The sequence below is a fragment of the Promicromonospora alba genome (assembly GCF_042654905.1).
Lineage (GTDB): Bacteria > Actinomycetota > Actinomycetes > Actinomycetales > Cellulomonadaceae > Promicromonospora > Promicromonospora alba.
Genome location: NZ_JBHSFI010000007.1, coordinates 172,388 through 196,374, shown reverse-complemented (window position 1 = coordinate 196,374; position 23,987 = coordinate 172,388). Strand labels below are relative to the sequence as shown.

Below are 23,987 nucleotides of genomic sequence, written 5' to 3'. Positions count from 1 at the left end.
AAGCACGGCGTGACAGGAAGCCGACGGGCACGGACGAGCACAGTGGAGCGTTGACGCACGATGGATGAGTTCTACGAGACCGAGGAACCCTCGAGCGGCCCGGCGGATCCCGACGCGGGTGTCCGGAGTGCGCTCGACGCGCTCGACGGGCTCGATGACCTGCCGCCGGCGGAGCATGTCGCCCGGTTCGAGGCAGTGCACGACGCGTTGCGGGCCCACCTGAGCGGTGACGCCGCCCTGTGACCACGACGACAGGTGCGGGTCAGGGCCGTGTCGACGCCGAGCTGGTGCGGCGTGGCCTGGCGCGGTCGCGCAAGCACGCGGCCGAGCTGATAGCCGCCGGGCGGGTGGTGGCAGGTGGCCGGGCGGTCGCCAAGCCGTCGGCGCCGGTCGCGGCCGGCGAGACGATCGAGGTATCGGGCGGGGAGTACACCGAGTACGAGTACGCCTCCCGCGCGGGGCTCAAGCTCGCCGGGGCGCTCGACGCGCTGGACGCCCTCGCGGCAGGCTTGGTGGTCGGCGGCGCCTGGTGCGTCGACCTCGGCGCGTCGACCGGCGGCTTCACCGACGTGCTCCTGCGGCGTGGCGCGGAACACGTCCTCGCCATCGACGTCGGCCACGACCAGATCGTGCCCCAGCTGCGGGAAGATCCGCGCGTCACGGTCGTGGAGGGGTTCAACGCGCGCGACCTGACGCCGGGAGACCTCGAGCGGATACCGGACGTCGTCGTCGCGGACCTCTCCTTCATCTCGTTGCGGAAGGTGCTGCCCGCCGTGGCCCGGGTCGCGGGCCCGGACACGCACGCGCTGCTGCTCGTCAAGCCGCAGTTCGAGGTAGGCCGGGAGCGGCTCGGCTCGGGCGGGGTCGTGCGCGACCCGGCTCTGCATCGTGACGCGGTGGAGTCGGTCGCCCGTGCCGCCGAGGAGGCGGGCCTGCGGGTCCGTGCGGTAGTGCCGAGCTCGTTGCCGGGCCCGAACGGCAACCGTGAGTTCTTCCTCTGGCTGGTGTCGGCGGGACCCGCCGGGACCGCCGGTGTGATCGACGAGGCCGTGGCACAGGCCGTCGCCTGGGACCCCGCGGCGGGCGAGCCGGGTGCGGTAGCCGGCCCGCCGCCCGTGCCGCCGGCCGTCGTCGTACGGGAACGGCAGGCCCACGACCAGCAGACCGACGAGCAGAAGGAGCGGCAGCCGTGACCAGGCGCGTCCTGATCGTGACCCATGGCGGACGTCCCCGGGCGGTCGCGGCGCTGGCCGAGGCCTTGCGTGAGCTGAAGGCGGCGGGCTTCGAGGCGACGCTGCACGACGACGCGCTCGCGGAGGAGTTCGGCGACCACATGGCCGCGAACCGGGTCCGTGAGGGTGTGCACGCGTCCGAGGCGGTGATGGTGCTCGGAGGCGACGGCACCATCCTGCGCGCGGCGGAGCTGACCCGGGGCACCGACGTGCCGCTGCTCGGTGTGAACCTGGGACACGTGGGCTTCCTCGCCGAGTCGGAGCGGGAGGACCTGCGCGCCGCCGTCCAGCGGCTCGCGGCCCGGGACTACGAGGTGGAGGAACGGGCGACCGTCGAGGTCACGGTGCACCTGCCCGGCACGGCGGAGCCGGTGGTCGGCTGGGCGCTGAACGAGGCGACGGTGGAGAAGGCCACGCGCGACCGCATGCTCGAGGTCGCGATCGGCGTGGACGGCCGTCCGCTGCTCTCGTTCGGCTGCGACGGCGTGATCATGGCCACGGCCACGGGCTCCACGGCCCACGCCTTCTCGGGCGGCGGCCCGGTGATCTGGCCCGACGTCGACGCCGTGCTCATGGTGCCGCTGTCGGCGCACGCCCTGTTCGCGCGGCCGCTGGTGATCGGCCCGCGGTCGCGGTACACGGTCGACGTGCTGCCCCAGTCGACGGTCGAAGGGGTGCTGACCTGCGACGGCAGGCGGGAGATCCGGCTGCCCCGCGGGTCTCGCGTCGTCGTGCGGCAGGGCGGTACGGTGCGGCTCGCGCGGCTGTCGAACGCGCCGTTCGCGGACCGTCTCGTGTCGAAGTTCAGTCTGCCCGTGTCGGGGTGGCGGGACCGTGTCGGGTCAGGTCACGCCGAGGTGCAGGATGTACCTTCTGACCCAGCCGACATCAAGGACCCGGCCGACGTCACGTCCGGCACCGCAGCGGACACAGCAGCCAGCACAGCAGAGATACCACCAGAGAATTAAGGAGTCCGGTGCTCGAGGAGATCGCTATCGAGAACCTGGGCGTCATCCGCTCGGCCCGGGTACCCCTGTCCGACGGCCTGACCGTCATCACGGGTGAGACGGGTGCGGGCAAGACGATGGTGCTCACGGGTCTCAACCTGCTCATGGGTGCCAAGGCGGACCCGCAGTCGGTGCGGCCGGGGGCGTCGTCGGCGGCCGTCGAGGGCCGCGTGCGCGTCTCCGGCCGCGACGCGGTGCTGAGCCGGGTCGACGAGGCGGGCGGCGAGGTGGAGGACGACGGGACCGTCGTCATCCTGCGCACCATCGCCGACGGCCGGTCGCGGGCCCACCTGGGTGGCCGTGCCGTACCGCAGGGCGTGCTCGCGGAGATCGCCGAGGACCTGTTCACGGTGCACGGCCAGTCGGACCAGCTGCGGCTGCGCACGTCGGCCAAGCAGCGCGACGCCCTGGACACGTTCGTCGGCCCGGCCCACCAGCGCGTGCTGGCCTCGTACCGCACCGCCTGGACCGAACGTGGCGGGCTCCTCGCCGAGATCGCCGACCTCGAGGCGCGCGGCGCCGAGCGGGCGCGCGAGGTGGAGCTGCTGCGGATCGGCCTGGAGGAGATCGAGCGGGTCGACCCGGTGACGGGTGAGGACGCCGAGCTGCAGGCCCAGATCGAGCGCCTGTCGAACGCGGAGGCCCTGCGCACCGCGGCGACCGAGGCGCACGAGGCGGTCGCGGGAGAGGACGCCGACGGCGCGCGCGAGAACGCGATAGCGCTCGTGGAGCGGGCGCGGCGCGTCCTGGACTCCGCCGCCCACTCGGACGCCGCGCTCGGCGCGCTCGCCACGCGGTTCGCCGAGGTGGGCTACCTGCTGTCCGACGTCGCGACCGACGTCGCCGCGTACGTGGACGACCTGCAGGCGGACCCGGCAGGGCTGGAGACGGCCCACAACCGCATGGCCGAGCTGAACGCCCTGACGCGCTCCTACGGCGAGACGATCGACGACGTGCTGCAGTGGGCGAGCGACGCCGGCCTGCGCCTGCTCGACCTGGACGACGGCGGCGACCGCCTCGTCTCGATGCGCGACCGCGTGACCGAGCTGGACGGCGAGCTGGCCAGGCTCTCGGAGATCCTCACTGCCGAGCGCAGCCGTGGCGCGTCCCAGCTCGCCGAGGCGGTGACCAACGAGCTACACGGCCTCGCGATGGGCGGCGCCCACCTCGTGGTCCAGGTGGAACCGCTCGACCAGCCCGGGCCGTTCGGCGCGGACCAGGTCACCTTCCTGCTCGTGCCGCACCCCGGCGCGCCGGAGCGGCCGCTGGGCAAGGGCGCGTCGGGCGGTGAGCTCTCGCGCGTCATGCTCGCGCTCGAGGTCGCGCTGGCGACGTCCGGCGGTGCCGCCGCGGCGCGCACTGCCGACACCCCGCGCAGCACCTTCGTGTTCGACGAGGTCGACGCCGGCGTGGGCGGCCGGGCGGCGGTCGAGGTGGGCCGCCGTCTGGCGCAGCTCGGTCGCAGCACCCAGGTGGTCGTGGTGACCCACCTGGCGCAGGTCGCGGCCTTCGCGGACGCGCACCTCGTGGTCACGAAGAGCTCCGACGGCGAGGCCGGCGCACAGGGTGAAGATGACGGAATGATCACGGTTACGGGCGTGCGCGAGGTCACCGCCGACGCGCGGGTCCGGGAGCTGGCGCGCATGCTGTCCGGCCAGGACGACTCGGAGACGGCGCGTACCCACGCCCTGGAGCTCCTGGAGTCCTCGGTCGTGGGACGATAGAGCGGATGAAGCTGATCTCCCGACCCGAGAAGCGCGCCGAGAAGAGCGCAGCGAAGAGCGCCGCGGCGCAGTCCCTGGCGACTACGCAGGCCACGGTGCACGGGCCTGCCCGGATCGGAGCCCGCACCAAGGAGCTCACGTCCCGGCTGAACAACGGTGACGTCGCCGTGATCGACCACGTGGACATCGACCGTGTGGCAGCGGACGCCCTGGTGTCCGCGGGGCCCGTCGCGGTGCTGAACGCGGCGCCGTCGACCTCCGGCCGCTACCCCAACACGGGCCCGAACATCCTGATCGAGGCGGGGATCGTCCTGGTGGACGGCCTCGGCCCGGCGATCATGGCGCTCGACGAGCGGGCAGATGTCCAGATCGTCGGCAACGAGATCTTCGTCGACGGCGAGATGGTGGCCAAGGGCACCTACCAGACGCCGCAGACGGTGGCCGCGGACCAGGCGGCCGCCCGCGAGGGCCTGTCCGCCGAGATCGAGCGGTTCGCCGAGAACACCATGACGTACCTGCGCCGCGAGCGGGACCTCCTGCTCGACGGCGTGGGCGTGCCCGACATCACGACCCCCATCGAGGGCCGCCACGTGCTGATCGTGGTGCGCGGCTACCACTACCGGGAGGACCTCGCGCTGCTGCGGTCCTACATCCGGGAGAACCGGCCCGTCCTGATCGGCGTGGACGGCGGCGCGGACGCGATCCTCGACGAGGGCTGGCAGCCCGACATGATCGTCGGCGACATGGACTCCGTCTCCGACCGGGCCCTGGCCTGCGGCGCGGAGATCGTCGTGCACGCCTACCGCGACGGCAAGGCACCGGGTCTGGAGCGCGTGAAGGCGCTCGGCGTGGAGCCCGTGGTCTTTCCCGCCACGGGCACCAGCGAGGACATCACCATGCTGCTGGCCGACGACAAGGGTGCCGAGCTCATCGTCGCCGTCGGCACGCACGCCACGCTCGTCGAGTTCCTCGACAAGGGGCGCTCCGGCATGGCCTCCACCTTCCTCACCCGGCTGCGCGTCGGTGGCAAGCTCGTGGACGCCAAGGGCGTCTCGCGGCTCTACCGCACGCGGATCTCCAACACCCAGCTCACGCTGCTGTCCGGCGCGGGTGTCGCGGCGGTGCTCGCGGCGCTCGCCTCGACCTCGGCGGGCCAGACCTTCTTCGGGCTGATCGGGGCACGCATCGACGACGTCGTGTCCTGGATCAGCCAACTGTTCGGCGGCTGACCGGTCGGGAGCTCGCTCCCTGACCTCCTGCCGCCCCGACCTGATGCCGGGCTCATCACCCGGAACATGCCTAAGGACTCCTCCGTACCGTGATCGACTTCCGATACCACCTCGTCTCGCTCATCTCCGTCTTCCTCGCGCTCGCCGTCGGCATCATCCTCGGCGCCGGCCCGCTGCAGGGCGCGATCGGGGAGACCCTGACGGAGCAGGTGGACGCGCTGCGTGCCGAGCGCACCGACCTGCGCACCGAGCTGGACGCCACGCAGACCGCCCTCGACGGCGACGAGCGCTTCATCGAGGCGGCGGGCGCACAGCTCGTCACCGGCGCGCTCCAGGACCAGCGGGTCGCGATCGTGCAGCTCGGCGAGGTCCCGCAGGACGACGCCGACGGCGTGCTGAACCAGCTCACCACGGCGGGCGCGAACGTCGTGTCGACCTCCGTGCTCACCGATTCCTGGACCGACGCCGCCGAGGCGTCGTCCAACGAGACCGTCGCCGGGGGGCTGCTGGCCAACCTGGGCACGGCAGCCCCCGAGAGCGACGACCCGAGCGCGATCCTCGGCGCGGCGCTCGCGCTCGCGCTCACCGGCACGGAGAACGGTGCCGAGCGGAGCGCGCAGGCGCTGGACCTCGAGGTACAGCTGGAGCGCCTGGGTTACATCGAGGCCGGCGACGAGCAGACGGAGCCCGCCCAGGCACTCGTGCTGCTCGTCGGTTCCGCCGCGCAGCCGCAGGCGACGACCGACGGCGCCACCGAGGCGGCGGAGCCCACGCCCGACGTGTGGACCGCCGTGACCCGCGCCGCCCAGGAGGTGTCCGGAGCGGCAGTGCTCGCCGGTCCGACCGACGAGCCCAATGACACCGTGCAGGCCGTGCGCGACGACGAGGACATCGCCGCCGAGGTCACCACGGTGAGCGGCATCGACAGGCTCGTGGGGCGCATCAACGTGCCGCTCGCGGTCGCGGCCCGGCTGGACGACATCGTGGGCCAGTACGGCTTCGAGGACGACGCCACGGCCGTCATACCGCCGGTCGTCGAGGCCGAATAGCTTGCTGACGTACCGATCGCTGACGTACTAGTCGACACAGACCGAGGGGTAGTCATGGGTGCAGGCAGGTTCATCGCCGCTGGCATCGTCGCCGGGGCCGCTACGGCGTTCGCGCGCCGCAAGCTCGACGAGAAGGTCGCGGAGGGCCGCCTCGGCGGCGCCGCCACGTGGACGCGGACCAACCATCGCGGCGAACCCATAAGCCTGCTGGAAGGCCCTGCGGTCACCGTGGGCCTCGTGGCCGGCGCGGCGGTCGGGGGCGGCAACGCCCCCGGCGCGACGGCGTTCGCCACAGCCGCCGCGGGCGCCTTCGGCCTGGTGGACGACCTCGCCGAGGACACCTCGGTGCGCACCAAGGGCCTGCGCGGCCACCTCGGCGCCCTCCTGGAGGGCCGCCTGACGACCGGTGGGCTCAAGGTGCTCGGCATCTCCGGCTCGGCGCTCCTTGCATCCGCCGTGGGTACGCGCCGTACGGGCAGCGCGTTCGGGCACCTGGTCGACGTCGGGCTCAACGGCGCGCTCATCGGGGGCACCGCGAACCTGATCAACCTGTTCGACCTGCGCCCCGGCCGGGCGCTCAAGGCCGGTGCGGCCGCGAGCCTCCCGTTCATGCTGGGCGGCGCGGGCGCCACGGGCGCCGTGCTCGGCGCCGCGGCGGCAGCGGCCCCGGGTGACCTGGGGGAGCAGGACATGCTGGGCGACGGCGGCGCCAACGCGCTCGGCGCGCTCGTCGGCAGCCAGATCGCGTTCGGCACGTCCCGCGCGGTGCGGTGGACGGCGCTCGCGGGCGTGGTCGGGCTGATGCTGGCCTCCGAGAAGATCAGCTTCTCCAAGGTCATCGCGGGGAACGAGTGGCTGAACAAGATCGACATGCTGGGTAGGCGGCCGGTCGAGCCGGCACCGGTGGTCGAGCCCGGTCCGGTCTCCAGCGGCGTGCGTTCGACCTCTGCCTCCGACCCCATGGGTTCCCCGGGCGCGTGAGTCGTGTCAGAACCCTGGCGAGCGCCGCGCTGCTCGTCACCGTCGTCACCCTCGCCAGCCGCATAGTCGGGTTCGGCCGCTGGCTCGGGCAGGGTGCGTGGCTCGGGTCCGACGGCGTCGGGACGGTCTTCAACTCCGCCAACCAGCTGCCCAACCTGCTGTTCGAGGTGGCCGCGGGCGGTGCGCTCGCGGGGGCCGTCGTGCCGCTGCTCGCCGGGCCGCTGAGCCGGGCCGCGTTCACTGCCGACGGAACCACCGCCTCGAAGGAACAGGCGTCGAGGATCGCCTCGGCGCTGCTGGGCTGGACGCTGGTGGTGCTGGTACCGCTGGCCGGGCTCATGGCGCTCCTGGCGCGCCCGATCATCGGCCTGACCGGGCTGACCGATCCGGTGCACGTAGACGTCGCCACGGGGTTCCTGCGCGTGTTCGCCGTGCAGGTACCGCTCTACGGCCTGGCCGTCGTGCTGGGCGGCATCCTGCAGGCTCACAAGCGGTTCTTCTGGCCGTCCTTCGCGCCGCTGATCTCCAGCCTCGTCGTGATAGTCGTCTACGCGGTCTTCGGCGCGCTCGCGAACGGCGACCAGCAGCAGGTCGCCGAGCTGTCCGGCCGGGCGCTGGTGTGGCTGGCGTGGGGGACGACGGTCGGCGTCCTGTTCCTGGCACTGCCGCTCGTCGTACCCGTGTGGCGCACCGGCCTCCGGCTACGGCCCACGCTACGGTTCCCGTCGGGGGAGGGGCCCCGGGCCGCGCGCCTCGCGTTCGCCGGAGTGGGCGCCCTGGTGGTCCAGCAGCTCTCCGTGTTCCTGACGCTGCGAGCGGCCAACGCGGCGGGCGGCGACGGCACGCTCTCGGTCTACCTGTACGCCCAGCAGGTCTACCTGCTGCCGTACGCGGTCCTCGCGTTCCCCATCGCGACCAGCGCGTTCCCGCACTTCGCGGAGCACGCGTCGGCGGGCCGCCTCGACGAGCTCCGTTCGCTCGTGGCGCGCACCACCCGCAGCCTCCTGCTCGTGACGGCCGCCGGCGTCGCCGCGCTGATGGCCGCCGCGCCGTACGTCGAGCGGGTCTTCGACGTCATCGTGCTGGGGGACGCTCCCGGCATGGCCGTCGGACTCATCGCGCTGGCGCCGGGGCTCATCGGCTTCGCGCTGATCCTGCACCTGTCACGGGCGCTGTACGCCGTCGACCACGGACGCGCCGCCGTGATCGCCACCGCGAGCGGCTGGGGGGTGTCCGCGCTGGGCGCGGCCCTCGTGCCGGTGCTGTTCGCCGGGCGGCCGCCGGACCGGGACTGCGCCTCGCCGGCGTGCTTCGACTACGCGCTGCGGAACGACGTCATGGCCGTCCTGGGGGCCGTCGGCACCGCCGGGATGATCGTGGCCGGGCTGGGGCTGCTCCTGGCCGTGCGCAGGCACCTGGGCCCGGACGCGCTGAGCGGGGTCTGGCGGGGACTGCTGGTGCTCGTGGTCGCCACGGGGGCCGGTGCCGCTGTCGGATGGTCCGTGTCCGCGTGGCTGTCGCCCCAGGGCATGCCCTTCGGCGGGTTCGCGACCGCGCCGCACCCGGAGGTGCCGCCCGACGCGATCGAGTTCGCCGTCGAGCTGGGCCTCGGGCTGGCTGTCGGCCTGCTGGCCGCGCTCGTCACGCTCGTGCTCGCGGCGCTGCTCGATCGTGACCTGCGCGCCGCCGTCGGGCCGCGTCTGGGCGCGCTGCGGGGGAAGTTCTCCCGGAAGTCCTGACACAGCGAGCGCGATGGGCCCGACAGGGGCAGACTCGATCCGAATCAAACCGACAATCCCGGAGTAATGAGCGCGTGTGCTGGTTCTAACACCACCAGCACGCCGCACCTCGGATAGGGTGGAGTTCCGTGGTCGAACACCGAAACAGTCTCCAGTCCCGTCAGCGGTCCGGCGCCTCCACGCCGACCAAGCACATCTTCGTCACCGGTGGTGTGGCGTCCTCTCTCGGCAAGGGGCTGACGGCGTCGTCACTCGGCCGCCTTCTTCGCTCCCGTGGCCTCAGCGTCACGATGCAGAAGCTGGATCCCTACCTCAACGTGGATCCCGGCACGATGAACCCGTTCCAGCACGGCGAGGTCTTCGTCACCGAGGACGGTGCCGAGACCGACCTGGACATCGGGCACTACGAGCGGTTCCTCGACATCGAGCTCCCCGCCTCGTCCAACGTGACCACGGGCCAGGTCTACTCCCGCGTCATCGCGAAGGAGCGTCGCGGCGAGTACCTGGGCGACACGGTGCAGGTGATCCCGCACATCACCGACGAGATCAAGTTCCGGATGCGCGAGCAGGCCTCCGACGCCGTCGACGTGATCATCACGGAGATCGGCGGCACGGTCGGCGACATCGAGTCGCAGCCGTTCCTCGAGTCCGCGCGTCAGGTGCGGCACGAGCTGGGCCGCGACAACGTGTTCTTCCTGCACGTCTCGCTGGTGCCGTACATCGGCCCGTCCGGCGAGCTGAAGACGAAGCCGACGCAGCACTCCGTCGCCGCGCTGCGCACCGTCGGCATCCAGCCGGACGCGATCGTGCTGCGCTCGGACCGCGCGGTGCCGCAGGGCATCAAGAACAAGATCGCGCTCATGTGCGACGTCGACACCGAGGCAGTGATCAACTGCGCCGACGCCCCGTCGATCTACGACATCCCGCGCGTCATCCACTCCGAGGGCCTGGACGCCTACGTGGTGCGCCGCCTCGGCATGCCCTTCCACGACGTGGACTGGGACGGCTGGAGCACGCTCCTGGAGCGCGTGCACGAGCCGGAGCACAACGTCGAGGTGGCACTGGTCGGCAAGTACATCGACCTGCCCGACGCGTACCTGTCCGTGACCGAGGCGCTGCGGGCCGGCGGCTTCGCGAACGACGCGAAGGTCGGCATCCGCTGGGTCGCGGCAGACGACTGCCAGACGCCGGAGGGCGCTCAGGCCTCCCTCGAGGGTGTCGACGCGATCCTCGTGCCCGGCGGCTTCGGCGTGCGCGGCATCGACGGCAAGGTCGGGGCGCTGCGCTGGGCGCGCGAGAACCTCGTGCCGACCCTCGGTATCTGCCTGGGCCTGCAGTCGATGGTCATCGAGTACGCGCGCAACGTGCTGGGCTGGGCGGACGCGTCGTCGACCGAGTTCCACCCCACCAGCAGCCATCCCGTCGTGGCCACCATGGCCGAGCAGAAGGCGATCGTGGAGGGCGAGGGCGACATGGGCGGCACCATGCGCCTCGGTGCCTACCAGGCGCAGCTGACCGCCGGCTCAGTGGTGGCGAAGGCCTACGGCAGCGAGAGAGTGTCCGAGCGGCACCGCCACCGCTACGAGGTGAACAACGCCTACCGCGCCGAGCTGGAGGAGGCGGGCCTGCTGATCTCCGGTACGTCGCCCGACTCGTCGCTCGTCGAGTTCGTCGAGCTCCAGGCCGACCTGCACCCGTACTACGTGTCCACGCAGGCGCACCCCGAGTTCAAGTCGCGCCCCACCCGCGCGCACCCGCTGTTCTCCGGCCTCATCGCGGCCGCGCTCGAGAAGCAGGCCGCGGGAGCATGAGCAGCGACGAGGTCACCGACGTCATCGACCCGCGCCCGGCGCGTCGGCTGGACGTCCCGTTCCAAGGTTTCGTGGTCGACATGGTCTCGGACGAGGTCGACCTGGGCGAGGCCGGCGGGATCGTCCGCAGGGAGTACGTGGACCACCCGGGCGCGGTGGTCGTGGTGGCGCTGAACGACGACGGCGACGTCCTGCTCCTGCGCCAGTACCGGCATCCCGTCGGCGCGTTCCTCTGGGAGGCGCCCGCCGGCCTGCTCGACCTGGACGGCGAGGACCCGCACGTCGCGGCGGCCCGCGAGCTGGCCGAGGAGGCGGACATGTCCGCCGCCACCTGGGACGTGCTGCTCGACCTGCTGCCCACACCGGGCGGCAGCAACGAGGCGGTACGCGTCTACCTGGCCCGCGACCTCACGCCGGTGCCCGACGACGAGCTGCACGTCCGGGAGGCCGAGGAGGCCGACATGGTCGTCGTCCCCGTGCCGCTGGAGGAGGCCGCGGCGCTGGCGCTCGCGGGCAAGCTGCACAACGCGGCAACGATCGCGGGGGTGCTCGCGGCGGCGATCGGGCGGGCCTCGGACTGGGAGACGCTGCGCCCGGTGGACAGCCCGTGGGAGTACCGCAAGAACTGACGGCTGCGGGGTCTCGAGTTCGGTCAGTTGCGCCCCTCGATTCCTTGACTTCGGTCGGTTGCCGCGAGATCGGTCCATTGATGGACCGATCTCGCGGCAACCGACCGAAGTCGTCAGCGGCGCCGTGCAACCGACCGATCTAACGCCCACCCAGCGAGTGTCAGTGGGTGGCGCTAGCGTGTGACTCCACGAGATATTCGGACATATCTCCCTAAGGGGGCGGTTGCGATGACTGGCACCGACGCCGACACCAAGCAGGTGCACGCACAGGGACGGCCGCCGGAGCCGCCGTCGGGCAGTGGCACCGCCAAGCCCGTACCACCGGCCCCGCCCGCGCGCCGCCGCATGCCGTCCTGGCTCGCCGGCACCATCGGCTTCCTCGTGGGCCTCGCGCTCGCCGCAGGGGTGGTCTTCGGCGTGCTGTCGGCGCTGCGTGACGACTTCCGCGACGCGTTCTGGCGGGTGCTCGTGGAGGGCCTCAACCCGTTCACGACGAGCGAGGTCGACCGTTCCGAGCGTCCGGTCCTGCTCAGCATGAAGGACCTCGCGCGGTTCGTGGCGGGCGAGGCGCAGTACGAGGTCCTCGTCGACCTGGAGCGCGACGTCAAGTACGTGCCCGGCTGGGTCGCGGGGGAGCGCACCGTCCTCGTGGTGAACGGTTCGGTCGAGGCGTACGTGGACTTCGAAGGCCTCACCGAGGAAGCCATAGCGATCTCGGACGACGGCGCGACGGTATCGGTCACGCTGCCCGAACCGGAGCTCGCCGAGCCGCGCATCGATCTCGACACCAGCCGCGCCCTGACGGAGGACCGTGGCCTGGTCGACCGGGTGGGTGACTTCTTCGACACCGACACCGACGCGCGCCAGGAGGCGCTCGCCGCGGCGCAGGACCAGATAGCGTCTGCCGCCGAGAAGTCCGACCTGGACGAACGCGCCCGGGCGAACACGGTGAAAACCCTTGAGGTGATGTTGTCCGCGTCCGGGTTCGACCAGGTAGTGGTCGAGTTCCGGTAAGTCTGTGAGGTCGCGTACCGGGACTGTCATAACGACGTCACCGGGCTGCGCTATTCTCCCCGCGTGACCAGCGAACCCGACATGCTTCCCAACGTATCGTCCCTTCCGGCGTGGCTCGTTCCGTCCGTCTACCTCAACTGGTCCGAGGACTGGCTGGGCGAGGCGGTCGCCATCGCGAGCCGTAGCCACGAGCACCGTCTGCCCGGCGGCGCCGACGGCCCGCAGCGCGGCGACGTCGTCGTCACCGTCGTGGGCTCCGAGCCGGGCATCGTTGCCGCGGTCGAGCTCATGGGCACCAGCCAGGGTGAGGACTGGGTCAGCGACGAGGTGTTCGGCCCGGACAAGCCCGTCGTCTGGGACGACCTCTTCAACGGCGCCGCGGCCTACGCGCGGTCGTCCGGCTGGCTGCCCCAGGAGCACGCCCGCCTGGTGCTCGACGGCATCGCCCACCAGTACAAGCACGGCGCCACCGGCACGCTCGACGCGGGCAACTGCGAGACCGACGAGCTGTCGCCGAACCTGCACGTCCTGCGCCTCCTCGGGCACAAGCAGGTGGCGGGCACCGACCTGCGCCGCGAGGAGCGTTGCGCCTCGTGCGAGCGGTTCGTCGACGTCATGCAGCTGATGCCGCACGACGACGGCGCCCACACCGGCGAGACCGGCGAGCGCCCCCTCGCGGAGCTCATCGAGCAGACCTTCCTGGTGTGCGGCCCGTGCCACGCGCTGCTCCACCCGCACGCGGTGCTGTCGCAGCGCGCGCAGATGCGTCCGTCGTGCCCGTCGTGCGGTCAGCGCGGCGCCACCAAGCGCATCGTGTGGGGCCAGGCCATCCACGACAACATGAAGCTCGAGCCGGACGTCGTGTACGGCGGCTTCGACACCCCGGTGCCGACGCCCGACTGGTACTGCCCCGAGTGCTACGCGAACTTCTCGTCGGGTGCCGTGGCGCAGCGCGCGCTGGGCGACCTGCCGGAGGCCGCGCCGGTGCCCGTCTCCGTCGGCGCCGTCGGCACGCCCCCCAACGGTGAGGACCTCTGGGTCCCGGAGGTCTGACCGGCGCCTGCCGCAGGTCGAAGCCCGCTTCTACCCAGCGATTCGGCCCGGAACTCTCGACGGTTTCGGGCCCAATCGCTGGGTGGGGGCGGGCTTTTGCGTTAGTACCCCGCGCCGGCGCCCAGGAGGCGGTCGTACTCCGCCATGGCCGTCGCGACGGCGGTCTGGGCCCAGAACCGGTGGTACGTGAACTGCGGGACGTCGCCGCCGTCCAGGTACTCCTGGACCTCGGGGAACATCGGGTCGTCCGCGTAGAACGACCGCAGGTCCAGGAACGAGACGCCGGACGAGACCTTGTCGCCGTTCGGGTTGGTGCCTGTCCAGCCGCCCGGCACGTAGACGCCGTTCCCGCCGGGCTGGTACTCGTCGTCGAACCGCGCGAAGTCGGCACGGGACTCGACGGTGCCGATGCCTTTCTCGTCGCTGTTCTGCTCCCACATGGCGTCGAGCAGCGCCTTGGCGGTGCCGGCCGCCTGCTGGTCGCCCGAGGCCGCGGCGTAGTAGACGAGCGTGCGGGCGATGGCGCCGGCCACGCCGACGTCCTGCCCGTGCGCGACGACGTCCACGTGCAGGCCCGCGTTCGCTCCGGGGTCGGCCGGGTTCCACGTGTCCGGGGCGCCGCTCCACGACAGCTCGGACGGCACCTGCCACGAGTCGGCGGTCACGGTGACCTCCTTGAGCACCCAGGGCACCCACCTGTCGAGGATGGACCGCGCACGCTCGTCGCCCGTCTGGTGGTACAGCTGCGCGATCCGCTCCACGCCCCACCCCTGCGTGCCGAACCACTGGTTCGACGGCGGGTCGTGGTGGACCGGCGCGGCGTCGTACGCCATCTCGTAGAAAGTGGGCGTGCCCGCCGGGTGCGAGCCGTAGGCCCCGTCCACGCTGTTGGTGGCGCCGCCCGCGATGCCGCCCTCGGCCGACTGCAGCCACCGGAAGAACTCGAGCTGCCGGTCCATGCTGGTCGACCAGTCGTCCCGCGCGGTGGGGGACGCGGGCACCAGGTCGGCGTCGGCGGACAGCGCGTAGGCCGCCAGCGGGTTCTGGTAGCCGAAGTGCGCGTGCGAGGAGCCGATGCGCCACGCCCACGGTCCGCTCGTGTCCAGGGCGCCGCCCCAGGCGTAGTACCAGGACAGCAGATAGTGCGCCGAGCTGCGCCCGGAGCTCGCCGCACGGCCCGTCGGGGACTCGCAGCCGATCTGCTTGAAGTACTTGTCGAACAGCGAGTAGCGCAGGTAGTCGCCCATCCTGGACGCCTTGTGCACGGTGCCGGAGATCTCGCCGCCCGCGCCCTGCTCGTTCGCGAACTGCTTGGCCCAGTAGACGGCCTCGACGGCGCGGGCGTCGGCGTCCGGCGCGTTCGTGTACTTCCACTGGCGGGCGTAGCTCGCGTCGCCCGTGAACAGGTCGAGGTAGCCGTTCGGGCCGCCGTAGGAGAAGTCGTCGATGGCGGGCTGCGGGATCGTCTCCCAGACCGACTCCCGCGGGCCGCGCTGGAACGTGTTGATGTACGACGTGCCCTCGTAGTCCGGTCCCAGCAGCTCGGAGGAACCGGGGGCCGCGCCGAAGCCGTACACGTTGTCGACGTCGGCCAGCCAGTGCATGCCGTAGATCTCGCTGGTCCCGTAGGTCTCGCGGAGCTCCGCGCCGATCGGGTCCTGGCCGACGGAGACGCCCGAGTCGAGCTGAGCGGGGTAGGCGCTCGGGTGGTTGTGCTCGGGGGCGTACGTGGCGGGCGACGCGGGGTTGTACGCGCCGTTGGTCGGCTGGTTCTCCGTGGTCGGGATCATGTACGCCTCGAGCGTGTCCCAGGCGTTGTTGAACGGGTTCCAGTCGCCGGTGATCTGGCCGTACGAGGCCTCCAGCCAGAGCCAGAAGCTGTACGCCTCCGACGTCGTCTCGTGGCCGTAGTCGGGGGCCTCCACCAGGAGGGTCTCGGCCGAGTGGTAGGGGATGCCCTGCGCGGAGAAGTAGCCGTTGGCGGGGTCGTGCAGCTTCGCGTACATCGCCAGGAACCGGTCGGCGTACTCCCCGGTGACCGCACGGGAGTTCATGGGGTGGCCTCCGATGCGTGCGTCGTCGAACGGCGCTCGCGGTGCGAGCGCACCTCCGACGGTCGGCGAGCCGGTCCGCACGGGCAACGGACTTAACTGATTCACACGGGCGGACGACGCCGGTCCGGCGCTCGACGGCATGGTGCGCTTCGCGAGCTGGACCCCGTCCGCGCTGCCCGTGGCGCACTGAGCTGACGCCGCGCTGTCCCGAGGTCGGCGACCTCGGTGCAGTGCTCAGCGAACTGTCGATCTCAGGGCAGGTTCACCGCACCCGCGTCGTCAGCACGACCCGCGTCGTACCGGCGATCAGCACCGCCGCGCCGATCATGTGCAGCCCGACCAGTAGCTCGGGCAGGTCGGTGAAGTACTGCACGTACCCGATGAGGCCCTGCGCCAGCGTGATCCCGAGCAGGATCAGGGCGGCGCGCCGCACCGCCGTCGGCCCACCGCGCACAGACACGAGGTAGGCGACCAGGACCACCAGGAACGCCCACACCGCCGCGGCATGCCACTTGGTCAGCAGCGCCGGGTCGACGGCGATGCGATAACCCACCTCGGCGTCGCCGCTGTGCGGGCCGGCGCCCGTGGTGAGGACACCGAGCACGACGACGACGGCGGTCAGCCCGGCCAGCGTCCAGGCCAGGGCGCGTACGCGCGGCCCGACAGCTGGCGTCGGGGCGGCGTCGCCCTCGCCGTGCCGGTGCAGCACGTACAGCGACGCGGCCACGAGCCCGGCCGAGACGCCGAAGTGCAGCGAGACCCAGCCTGGGTGCAGGTGCAGGAGCACCACGACGCCACCGATCAGGGCCTGCATCAGCACGCCCACGATCGGCACCAGGCCGAGCACGCGGTAGGACGCGGAACGCTTGAGGTCCGTGCAGACCGCGACCGCGAGCAGCACCGCGATGATTCCCAGCACGCCGGTCAGCGTGCGGTTCCCGAACTCGATGTACGGGTGCAGGGTGGTGGCCTCGTGGAACTGCGGGGTGAAGGACCCGGGCTCGCACTGCGGCCACGTGGAGCAGCCCAGGCCCGACTCGGTCAGGCGCACGGCGCCGCCGGTCCCGATGATGCCGATCTGGCCGACCAGGTTCGCGAGGAGGATCGCGCGGGTCCAGTGGCGGAAGCGATCGACCCGTCCGGCGAGCGCGGCGAACCAGGAGGTGGGAGCGGCTGTTGCGGTCACCCCCCAAACCTAGCGGCCGACGACGGCGTCGCCTCCCGCACGGGTCCCGGAATCACTGTGATCCTGAGCCGACGAGCTGTCAGGAACGCCACAGCCGCCCACAGGACGCGCACAGACACGTCAGACGCCCCGACCACCGGAGTGATCGGGGCGCCTGACATCTACGAGGCCGGCTGGATCGTCAGAGACCGGTGACGTTCAGCAGCCGGTTGGGCGAACCGGTGCCCGGGTTGGTCACGACGCCCGTCGTGGCGGCGTTGTTCAGCGTGGTGCCGACCTGGGCCGGCGTGGCGCCCGGGTTGGCGCTGAGCACGAGGGCCGCGGCGCCCGCGACGTGCGGCGTGGCCATCGAGGTCCCGCTGATGGTGTTGGTTGCGGTGGTGCTGTTGTACCAGGCCGACGTGATCTCGGAGCCCGGCGCGAAGATGTCCACGCAGGTGCCGATGTTCGAGTACGAGGCACGGGCGTCCGTCCTCGTGGTGGCACCGACGGTGATCGCCGCCGGGGTGGAGGCGGGCGAACGGGTGCACGCGTTGGTGGCGGTCTCGTTGCCGGCGGCGACCGCGTAGGTGACGCCGTCCGCGATCGACCTGGCGACGGCGTCGTTCAGGGCCTGCGAGAACCCGCCGCCGAGCGACATGTTGGCCACGGCCGGCTGGCCGGCGGCGTGGTCGGCGGTCACCCAGTCGATGCCCGCGATGACGCCGGCGGTGGTGCCGCCCCCGCTGCAGTCGAGCACGCGGACCGCGACGAGCGTGACGTTCTTGGCCACGCCGTAGGACGTTCCGCCCACGGTGCCCGCGACGTGCGTGCCGTGGCCCTGGCAGTCGGTGGCGTTGTTGTCGTTGCTCACGGTGTCCCTGCCGTGGATCGCACGGCCGCCGAAGTCCTGGTGGGTGGTCAAGATGCCCGTGTCGATGATGTACGCCTTCACCCCGGCGCCCGTGCTCGCGTAGGTGTACGAGTTGTTCAGCGGCAGCGCCCGCTGGTCGATGCGGTCCAGGCCCCAGGAGGGCACCGGCGTCTGGGTGGCGCTCGCGGTCACCACCTGGTTCTGCTCGACGTACGCGACCGACGGGTCGGCCTCGAGCTGCTTGGCGTCCGCCGCGGACATCGTCGCCGAGAACCCGCGCACGGCGTTCGTGTACGAGCGCTCCACCTTGCCGCCGTACTCCTGCACGAGGCTGCTGGCCGCGTTCCTGACCTGCGTCCTGGCCACGTCGTCCTTGTTGAGCACGACGATGTACGAGTCCTCGACCGCCGCGCCGGCGACAAGCGCGGGCGCCTGCTCCAACGGTGTCGACGCCATCGCCGCTGCGGCCGGTGCCGCTGCGAGGACGATTGCGATACCGGTGCCGGCGATCAGCCGACGGCCGTTGCTGTGCATGGTCACGTTGCCCCCCTGGGGTATGTAGGTGAGGTGACCCTAAATCGGCAATTTCATCCCGCATACCTCACAAAAAGGTCATACTCTCCACATATGGGGTTGGTTCGGCCTTTACCCGGAGGTTGCCGGGTGATGCGTGGCACCGGACATGTCAGACCCTCAGGTCACCTCGGTGACCTGAGGGTCTGACATGTCAGGGGGCGAACCTCAGAGGCCGCCGACGTTCAGCAGCAGGTTGGGCGAGCCGGTGCCCGGGTCGGTGACGACGTCCGGCAGGGCCGCACCCGTCAGGGCGTCGCCGACCTCGGCGGGCGTGGCGGCGGGGTTGCCGCCCAGCACGAGCGCCGCGGCGCCCGCGACGTGCGGCGTGGCCATCGAGGTGCCGCTGATGGTGTTCGTCGCCGTGTCGTCGGTGTACCAGGCCGACGTGATGTCGGTGCCCGGCGCGAAGATGTCCACGCAGGTGCCGATGTTCGAGTACGCGGCGCGGGCGTCCGTGTCCTCGGAGGCGCCAACGGTGAGGGCCTCCGGGGTCGAGCTCGGCGAGCCGTCGCAGGCGTCCGCCCCGCTGTCGTTGCCCGCGGCGAGGGCGAAGGTGACGCCGTCCGCGACGGCCGCGGACACCGCGTCGTTCACCGCCTGCGAGAAGCCGCCGCCGAGCGACATGTTGGCGACCGCCGGCTCGCCGGCGGCGTGGTCGGCGGTGACCCAGTCGATGCCGGCGATGACGCCGTCGAAGCTGCCCGAGCCGCCGCAGTCGAGCACACGGACCGCCACGAGCGAGACGTCCTTGGCGACGCCGTACTCCGTGCCGCCGACGGTGCCTGCCACGTGCGTGCCGTGTCCCGCGCAGTCGGTGGCGTCGTCGTCGCCGTCCACCGTGTCGATGCCGCTGACCGCACGGCCGCCGAAGTCCTCGTGGGTGGTCAGGATCCCCGTGTCGACGATGTACGCGGTCACGCCCGTGCCCGAGTTGCCGTAGGTGTACGAGTCGTCGAGCGGGAGCGTCGCCTGGTCGATGCGGTCCAGGCCCCAGGACGGGACCGGCGACTGCGTGCCGGTCGCCGTCATCACACGGTTCTGCTCCACGTATGCGACGGACGGGTCGGCCTCGAGCTTCTTCGCCTCGCCGGGCGACATCGACGCGGAGAAGCCGCGCACCGCGTTCGTGTACGAGTGGCGGACCTCGCCGCCGTACTTCTGCACGAGACCGCTGGCCGTGCTCCTGACCTCGGCCTTGGCGACGTCGTCGTCCTTCAGCACCACGATGTACGAGTCCTCGATCAGCGCGCCCGCGACGGGCGCCGGTGCCGCGTCGGGTGCGGTGTCCTGTGCGGTGGCCGGTGCCGACGGCGTCATTGCCGCGGCGGCCGGGGCTGCCGCGAGCGCGAGCGCGATGCCCGCACCGGCGATCAGCCGACGGCGGTTGTTGTGGGTGGAAGTCACGTTGCCTCCTGAGGAGCGTAGGTGAAATGGACCCTAAAGGTGCAGATTTCACCCGCCAACCCCACGATTTGGTCATACCTCCGGCGTATGGCCCCTCGGTAGGTACTTACCCGGATACGGGCAGACCGGTCAGTGCCAGCGGAAGAGGCGCGCGGCGCCGGCGCCGAGCGCGGCGGTCCAGCCCAGCAGGATCACCACGGAGAACGGCGGCACGGAACCGTGCAGCAGGGCGCCGCGCATCGCCTCGCCCAGCGCTCCCGAGGGGAGGAGCACCGCGACATGCGCCAGCGGGCCGGCGAGCTGTTCGGCGGGCAGGAGCACGCCGCCGCCCACCGTGAGCAGCACGAGCACGAGGTTGGCCACGGCGAGCACGCCTTCGGCCCGCAGGGTCCCGGCCAGCAGCAGCGCGAGGGCGGTGAACGCGGCGGTCCCGAGCAGCACCGCGCCGACGACTGCGGGCAGCGCGCCGAGCTCCGGACGCCAACCGAGGGCTACCGCGACGCCCGCGATGACGAGCACCTGCACCACCTCGACCGCGAGGACGCCGAGCACCTTGCCGGCCAGCAGTCCGCCGCGGCCCAGCGGGGTCGTCGCCATGAGGCGCAGCACGCCGTTGCGCCTGTCGAACGCGGTGGCGATCGCCTGGGACGTGAACGCCGTCGACATCACGGCGAGCGCGAGCACGCCCGGCGTCACGAAGTCGATACGCGTGTACCCCTGCGTGTCGAGGTCGAGGAACGAGGTGCGCACGAGCCCCACCAGCACCAGCACGGGCAGCACTATCGTCACGAGCAGCTGCTCGCCGTTGCGCAGGATCGCGCGCGTCTCGAAGGAGGCCTGGGCGGCGATCCGGCGGACGGCCGGCGCGGCGGCAGGGGTCTCGGCAGGCGCCCGATCCTGTCGGAGGGCGCTCATCGCAGGTTCCTTCCGGTGAGGTCGAGGAAGACGTCCTCGAGGGTGCGGCGGCCGGTGCTGACCGACCGGGCCAGCACGCCGCGTTCGGCGAGCCAGGCGGTCACGACCGCCAGCGCGGCGGGATCCACCGCCCCGGTCAGGGTGTAGACCCCGGCCTCGCCCTCGGACCCGACCCACCCGTCCTGCCCACCCTGTTGAGTGCTGGGTATTCGCCCGGCCGGGGGCCTCTGACTGGACAAATATCCAGCACTCAACGAAGTGAGGAGGTCCGTCAGGTCCAGGCCTGGGGTGGCCTCGACACGTACGGAACCCGGCCCGGATCCGCCGTCGGTCAGCTCGCGCACGCTGCCTGACGCGATCACCTTGCCGTGGTCGACGACGTGCACGTGGTCGGCCAGGTCCGCGGCCTCGTCCATGAGGTGGGTCGTCAGGACGATGGCGACGCCGTCGGCCCGCAGCTCGCGCACGAGGTCCCAGACGGCGCGCCGGCTCTGCGGGTCCATGCCGGCGCTCGGCTCGTCGAGGAAGACGACGTCGGGCCGCCCGACCACCGCGGCGGCGAGGGCGACCCGCTGCCGCTGCCCGCCCGACAGGCGGCGCACCGTGGTGCGCGCGAAGCCGTGCAGGCCCAGCCGTTCGGCGAGCTCGTCCACGGGGCGCGGGCTGGCGTACATGGCGGCGACGTGTCGCAGCAGCTCCAGTGCGCGCACCCCGGTGGGCAGACCGCCGTCCTGCAGCATGACGCCGACGCGGGGGCGCAGGGCCCGGGCGTCGGCGACGGGGTCGAGGCCGAGTACGCGGACCGTGCCGCCGTCGGGGGAGCGCAGGCCCTCGCAGCACTCGATGGTCGTCGTCTTGCCCGCACCGTTGGGGCCCAGGACGGCGGTGACGGCGCCCTGGTGGGCGACGAGGTCGAGGCCGTCCACGACCGCGCGGCCGTCGTAGCGTTTGACGAGGCCACGCACCTCCACGGCGACCGCGTGGTCGCCGGCGGCCGGACCGGCGGCGCTGGCTGTGGTGGCGCCTGCGGTGGCCGCCTGGGCGGAGTCGATCGCGGGCGCGTCGGACAAGGGCACCGCACAATCGTATGTGGCGGCGCGCGGACCGCCGTCTTACGACGTGACCTGGGTGTGGATCACACGTGTGAGATGTGTCGCGATCGGGCCGAACTGAGGTTCGCCTTCCTTGCGCATCTCGAATTAGGGAACAAGGATGTTCTCAAAAGCATTGGCGTCTACGAGGCGTGCACACCGGGGGTGAAGTTTGCTCCCGAACCGATGCGAGACCGACCCGAGGCAGACGCAGGACCGACGTGAGGGAGGTGACCAGCATGAGCGCAGCGACACAGGTGGCAGCGGGCCACGTGGCGAGCCACGAGACCGACGGCACCACGCGTCGGCGAGTGCTCGAGCTCGTCGCTTCCCGGGGCCCGGTCACCGCCGGCGCCCTCGCCGCCGTCCTGGAGCTGACGGCGCCCGCCGTGCGCAGGCACCTGACCCTCCTGGAGGAGGACGGCAAGATCGCCGTCCACGAGGCCTCCCGTTCGGGTGTGCCCCGCCGCGGGCGCCCCGCCCGGCGGTACGTCGTCACGGGCGGCGGCCAGTCCGAGCTCGCCGGCGGCTACCAGGAGATCGCGCGGCAGGTCCTGCGGTTCCTGCGGGAGACCGGCGGCAGCGCGGCGGTGACGGGCTTCGCCAAGGAGCGGTTCGACGCCGTCGCCCGCAGCTATGCGCCGCACCTCACCGCGGAGACCGCGGAGGGCCGCGCCGCCCAGCTCGTCCAGCTGCTGTCCGCCGACGGTTACGCCGCCTCCGTGCGACCCGTCCCGGCGCCGCTGAGCGGTCCCACCGCCGGCACGGTCGCCCGTGCGGTGCAGCTCTGCCAGGGGCACTGCCCGGTCCAGCACGTGGCCGAGGAGTTCCCCGAGCTGTGCGAGCAGGAGGCCCGCGCGTTCAGCGAGCTGCTGGGCTCGCACGTCCAACGCCTCGCGACCATCGCGGGCGGTGCGCACGCGTGCACGACGAACATCCCCGTGAACCTGCCTGTGAACATCCCCCTGAACCACCCCGCGAAGACCCCCACCGAAGGAAAGTGATGAGCGCAGAAACGCAAGCGCCAGAGCAGCGCTCCGACGATGAGATCATCGCCAGCATCGGCTCTTACGAGTACGGCTGGCACGACAGCGATGCCGCGGGTATGTCCGCGCAGCGAGGCCTGAGCGAAGAGGTGGTTCGCAATATCTCGGCTCTGAAGAACGAGCCCGAGTGGATGCTGAACCAGCGGCTCAAGGCCCTGCGCCTCTTCGGCAAGAAGCCCATGCCGAGCTGGGGCTCCGACCTGTCGGGCATCCACTTCGACAAGATCAAGTACTTCGTGCGCTCCACGGAGAAGCAGGCCACCTCCTGGGAGGACCTGCCCGACGACATCAAGAACACGTACGACAAGCTCGGCATCCCCGAGGCGGAGAAGCAGCGCCTCGTCGCGGGCGTCGCGGCCCAGTACGAGTCCGAGGTCGTCTACCACCAGATCCGTGAGGACCTGGAGGAGCAGGGTGTCATCTTCGTTGACACCGACACGGGCCTGCGCGACTACCCGGAGCTCTTCCAGGAGTACTTCGGCACGGTCATCCCCGCCGGTGACAACAAGTTCTCCGCGCTGAACTCCGCCGTGTGGTCGGGCGGCTCGTTCGTCTACGTGCCGCCGGGCGTGCACGTGGAGATCCCGCTCCAGGCCTACTTCCGGATCAACACCGAGAACATGGGCCAGTTCGAGCGCACGCTGATCATCGCCGACGAGGGCTCGTACGTGCACTACGTCGAGGGCTGCACGGCGCCGATCTACACCTCCGACTCCCTGCACTCGGCAGTCGTCGAGATCATCGTGAAGAAGAACGCCCGCGTGCGCTACACGACGATCCAGAACTGGTCGAACAACGTGTACAACCTGGTCACCAAGCGCGCCACGGCCGCTGAGGGCGCCCAGATGGAGTGGGTCGACGGCAACATCGGCTCGAAGGTCACCATGAAGTACCCGGCGATCTACCTGCTGGGCGAGCACGCCCGCGGCGAGACGCTGTCCATCGCCTTCGCCGGCGAGGGCCAGCACCAGGACGCCGGCGCCAAGATGGTCCACGCCGCGCCGAACACGGTGTCGTCGATCGTCAGCAAGTCCGTGGCGCGCGGCGGCGGCCGCACGTCCTACCGCGGTCTGGTGCAGGTGCTCGAGGGCGCCAAGCACTCCGCGTCCACCGTCCTCTGCGACGCGCTGCTGGTCGACCAGATCTCCCGCAGCGACACCTACCCCTACGTCGACGTCCGCGAGGACGACGTCTCCATGGGTCACGAGGCCACGGTCTCGCGGGTGAGCGAGGACCAGCTGTTCTACCTCATGTCCCGGGGTATGGAAGAGACCGAGGCCATGGCCATGATCGTGCGCGGGTTCGTCGAGCCCATCGCACGCGAGCTGCCCATGGAGTACGCACTCGAGCTCAACCGCCTCATCGAGCTGCAGATGGAAGGGTCCGTCGGCTGA

Annotated in this window: 20 protein-coding genes; 14 read left to right on the top strand and 6 right to left on the bottom strand. The window is 71.6% G+C overall.

The window, feature by feature from the left end; genetic code table 11:
• Positions 1 to 60: 60 nt before the first annotated feature.
• The 12 genes from ACFO6V_RS22460 (at position 61) to ACFO6V_RS22405 (ending at position 13,468) form a co-directional block, all read left to right on the top strand.
• Entirely contained in the window at positions 61 to 243 is a 183-nt protein-coding gene (locus ACFO6V_RS22460) for a hypothetical protein (RefSeq protein ID WP_377139653.1), read from the top strand.
• Positions 240 to 1,193 (top strand): TlyA family RNA methyltransferase, encoded by a 954-nt coding sequence (locus tag ACFO6V_RS22455; protein WP_377139651.1) that lies wholly within the window; start codon positions 240 to 242, stop codon positions 1,191 to 1,193. Before ACFO6V_RS22460 ends, ACFO6V_RS22455 begins: the two co-directional genes overlap by 4 nt.
• On the top strand, positions 1,190 to 2,200 hold the full coding sequence (locus ACFO6V_RS22450; protein ID WP_377139649.1) for an NAD kinase: 1,011 nt from the start codon (positions 1,190 to 1,192) through the stop codon (positions 2,198 to 2,200). The genes ACFO6V_RS22455 and ACFO6V_RS22450 overlap by 4 nt, the downstream gene beginning before the upstream one ends.
• An 8-nt stretch (positions 2,201 to 2,208) precedes the next feature.
• Entirely contained in the window at positions 2,209 to 3,963 is a 1,755-nt protein-coding gene (gene recN / locus ACFO6V_RS22445; protein ID WP_377139646.1) for a DNA repair protein RecN, read from the top strand.
• A gap of 5 nt (positions 3,964 to 3,968) precedes the next feature.
• The gene (gene steA / locus ACFO6V_RS22440; protein WP_377139643.1) at positions 3,969 to 5,192 is read left to right on the top strand and encodes a putative cytokinetic ring protein SteA; all 1,224 of its coding nucleotides are present in this window, start codon (positions 3,969 to 3,971) and stop codon (positions 5,190 to 5,192) included.
• Positions 5,193 to 5,281: 89 nt separating this feature from the next.
• Positions 5,282 to 6,241, top strand: a complete 960-nt coding sequence (locus tag ACFO6V_RS22435; protein WP_377139640.1) for a copper transporter — start codon at positions 5,282 to 5,284, stop codon at positions 6,239 to 6,241.
• 54 nt (positions 6,242 to 6,295) lie between these two features.
• Positions 6,296 to 7,222, top strand: a complete 927-nt coding sequence (locus ACFO6V_RS22430) for a hypothetical protein (RefSeq protein WP_377139638.1) — start codon at positions 6,296 to 6,298, stop codon at positions 7,220 to 7,222.
• Positions 7,219 to 8,961, top strand: a complete 1,743-nt coding sequence (murJ, locus tag ACFO6V_RS22425; protein WP_377139635.1) for a murein biosynthesis integral membrane protein MurJ — start codon at positions 7,219 to 7,221, stop codon at positions 8,959 to 8,961. The genes ACFO6V_RS22430 and murJ overlap by 4 nt, the downstream gene beginning before the upstream one ends.
• 128 nt (positions 8,962 to 9,089) lie before the next feature.
• The gene (locus tag ACFO6V_RS22420; protein WP_377139633.1) at positions 9,090 to 10,772 is read left to right on the top strand and encodes a CTP synthase; all 1,683 of its coding nucleotides are present in this window, start codon (positions 9,090 to 9,092) and stop codon (positions 10,770 to 10,772) included.
• On the top strand, positions 10,769 to 11,401 hold the full coding sequence (locus ACFO6V_RS22415) for an NUDIX domain-containing protein (protein WP_377139630.1): 633 nt from the start codon (positions 10,769 to 10,771) through the stop codon (positions 11,399 to 11,401). The genes ACFO6V_RS22420 and ACFO6V_RS22415 overlap by 4 nt, the downstream gene beginning before the upstream one ends.
• A 228-nt stretch (positions 11,402 to 11,629) precedes the next feature.
• Positions 11,630 to 12,415 (top strand): DUF4230 domain-containing protein, encoded by a 786-nt coding sequence (locus tag ACFO6V_RS22410; RefSeq protein WP_377139627.1) that lies wholly within the window; start codon positions 11,630 to 11,632, stop codon positions 12,413 to 12,415.
• 63 nt (positions 12,416 to 12,478) lie between these two features.
• Entirely contained in the window at positions 12,479 to 13,468 is a 990-nt protein-coding gene (locus ACFO6V_RS22405; RefSeq protein ID WP_377139624.1) for a hypothetical protein, read from the top strand.
• Positions 13,469 to 13,569: 101 nt separating this feature from the next.
• Here the strand turns inward: ACFO6V_RS22405 and ACFO6V_RS22400 are convergent, their stop codons facing one another.
• From ACFO6V_RS22400 to ACFO6V_RS22375, 6 genes are all read right to left on the bottom strand, one after another.
• Positions 13,570 to 15,522: a glycoside hydrolase family 48 protein gene (locus ACFO6V_RS22400; RefSeq protein WP_377139621.1), complete on the bottom strand. Its 1,953-nt coding sequence runs from the start codon at positions 15,520 to 15,522 to the stop codon at positions 13,570 to 13,572.
• 262 nt (positions 15,523 to 15,784) lie between these two features.
• Positions 15,785 to 16,708 (bottom strand): COX15/CtaA family protein, encoded by a 924-nt coding sequence (locus ACFO6V_RS22395; RefSeq protein ID WP_377139618.1) that lies wholly within the window; start codon positions 16,706 to 16,708, stop codon positions 15,785 to 15,787.
• A gap of 181 nt (positions 16,709 to 16,889) precedes the next feature.
• Positions 16,890 to 18,095, bottom strand: a complete 1,206-nt coding sequence (locus ACFO6V_RS22390; protein ID WP_377139688.1) for a S8 family peptidase — start codon at positions 18,093 to 18,095, stop codon at positions 16,890 to 16,892.
• A gap of 207 nt (positions 18,096 to 18,302) precedes the next feature.
• On the bottom strand, positions 18,303 to 19,541 hold the full coding sequence (locus ACFO6V_RS22385) for a S8 family peptidase (protein WP_377139615.1): 1,239 nt from the start codon (positions 19,539 to 19,541) through the stop codon (positions 18,303 to 18,305).
• Positions 19,542 to 19,670: 129 nt separating this feature from the next.
• Positions 19,671 to 20,456 carry an ABC transporter permease gene (locus ACFO6V_RS22380; RefSeq protein WP_377139612.1) on the bottom strand — a complete coding sequence of 262 codons (786 nt, stop codon included), beginning with the start codon at positions 20,454 to 20,456 and terminating at the stop codon, positions 19,671 to 19,673.
• Positions 20,453 to 21,532 carry an ABC transporter ATP-binding protein gene (locus ACFO6V_RS22375; RefSeq protein ID WP_464720067.1) on the bottom strand — a complete coding sequence of 360 codons (1,080 nt, stop codon included), beginning with the start codon at positions 21,530 to 21,532 and terminating at the stop codon, positions 20,453 to 20,455. Before ACFO6V_RS22375 ends, ACFO6V_RS22380 begins: the two co-directional genes overlap by 4 nt.
• Before the next feature lie 254 nt (positions 21,533 to 21,786).
• On the opposite strand from ACFO6V_RS22375, the gene ACFO6V_RS22370 reads away from it, so the two are divergent.
• Both ACFO6V_RS22370 and sufB read left to right on the top strand, forming a co-directional pair.
• The gene (locus tag ACFO6V_RS22370) at positions 21,787 to 22,551 is read left to right on the top strand and encodes a helix-turn-helix transcriptional regulator (RefSeq protein WP_377139609.1); all 765 of its coding nucleotides are present in this window, start codon (positions 21,787 to 21,789) and stop codon (positions 22,549 to 22,551) included.
• Positions 22,551 to 23,987 (top strand): Fe-S cluster assembly protein SufB, encoded by a 1,437-nt coding sequence (sufB, locus tag ACFO6V_RS22365; protein WP_357510494.1) that lies wholly within the window; start codon positions 22,551 to 22,553, stop codon positions 23,985 to 23,987. The genes ACFO6V_RS22370 and sufB overlap by 1 nt, the downstream gene beginning before the upstream one ends.

Bases quoted from the DNA above. Each gene is read 5' to 3' on its own strand.
- ACFO6V_RS22460 (WP_377139653.1), top strand. From the start codon at position 61: ATGGATGAGTTCTACGAGACCGAGGAACCCTCGAGCGGCCCGGCGGAT.
- steA (WP_377139643.1), top strand. From the start codon at position 3,969: ATGAAGCTGATCTCCCGACCCGAGAAGCGCGCCGAGAAGAGCGCAGCG.
- ACFO6V_RS22430 (WP_377139638.1), top strand. From the start codon at position 6,296: ATGGGTGCAGGCAGGTTCATCGCCGCTGGCATCGTCGCCGGGGCCGCT.
- ACFO6V_RS22415 (WP_377139630.1), top strand. From the start codon at position 10,769: ATGAGCAGCGACGAGGTCACCGACGTCATCGACCCGCGCCCGGCGCGT.
- ACFO6V_RS22410 (WP_377139627.1), top strand. From the start codon at position 11,630: ATGACTGGCACCGACGCCGACACCAAGCAGGTGCACGCACAGGGACGG.
- ACFO6V_RS22400 (WP_377139621.1), bottom strand. From the start codon at position 15,522: ATGAACTCCCGTGCGGTCACCGGGGAGTACGCCGACCGGTTCCTGGCG.
- ACFO6V_RS22390 (WP_377139688.1), bottom strand. From the start codon at position 18,095: ATGCACAGCAACGGCCGTCGGCTGATCGCCGGCACCGGTATCGCAATC.
- ACFO6V_RS22380 (WP_377139612.1), bottom strand. From the start codon at position 20,456: ATGAGCGCCCTCCGACAGGATCGGGCGCCTGCCGAGACCCCTGCCGCC.
- ACFO6V_RS22370 (WP_377139609.1), top strand. From the start codon at position 21,787: ATGAGCGCAGCGACACAGGTGGCAGCGGGCCACGTGGCGAGCCACGAG.
- sufB (WP_357510494.1), top strand. From the start codon at position 22,551: ATGAGCGCAGAAACGCAAGCGCCAGAGCAGCGCTCCGACGATGAGATC.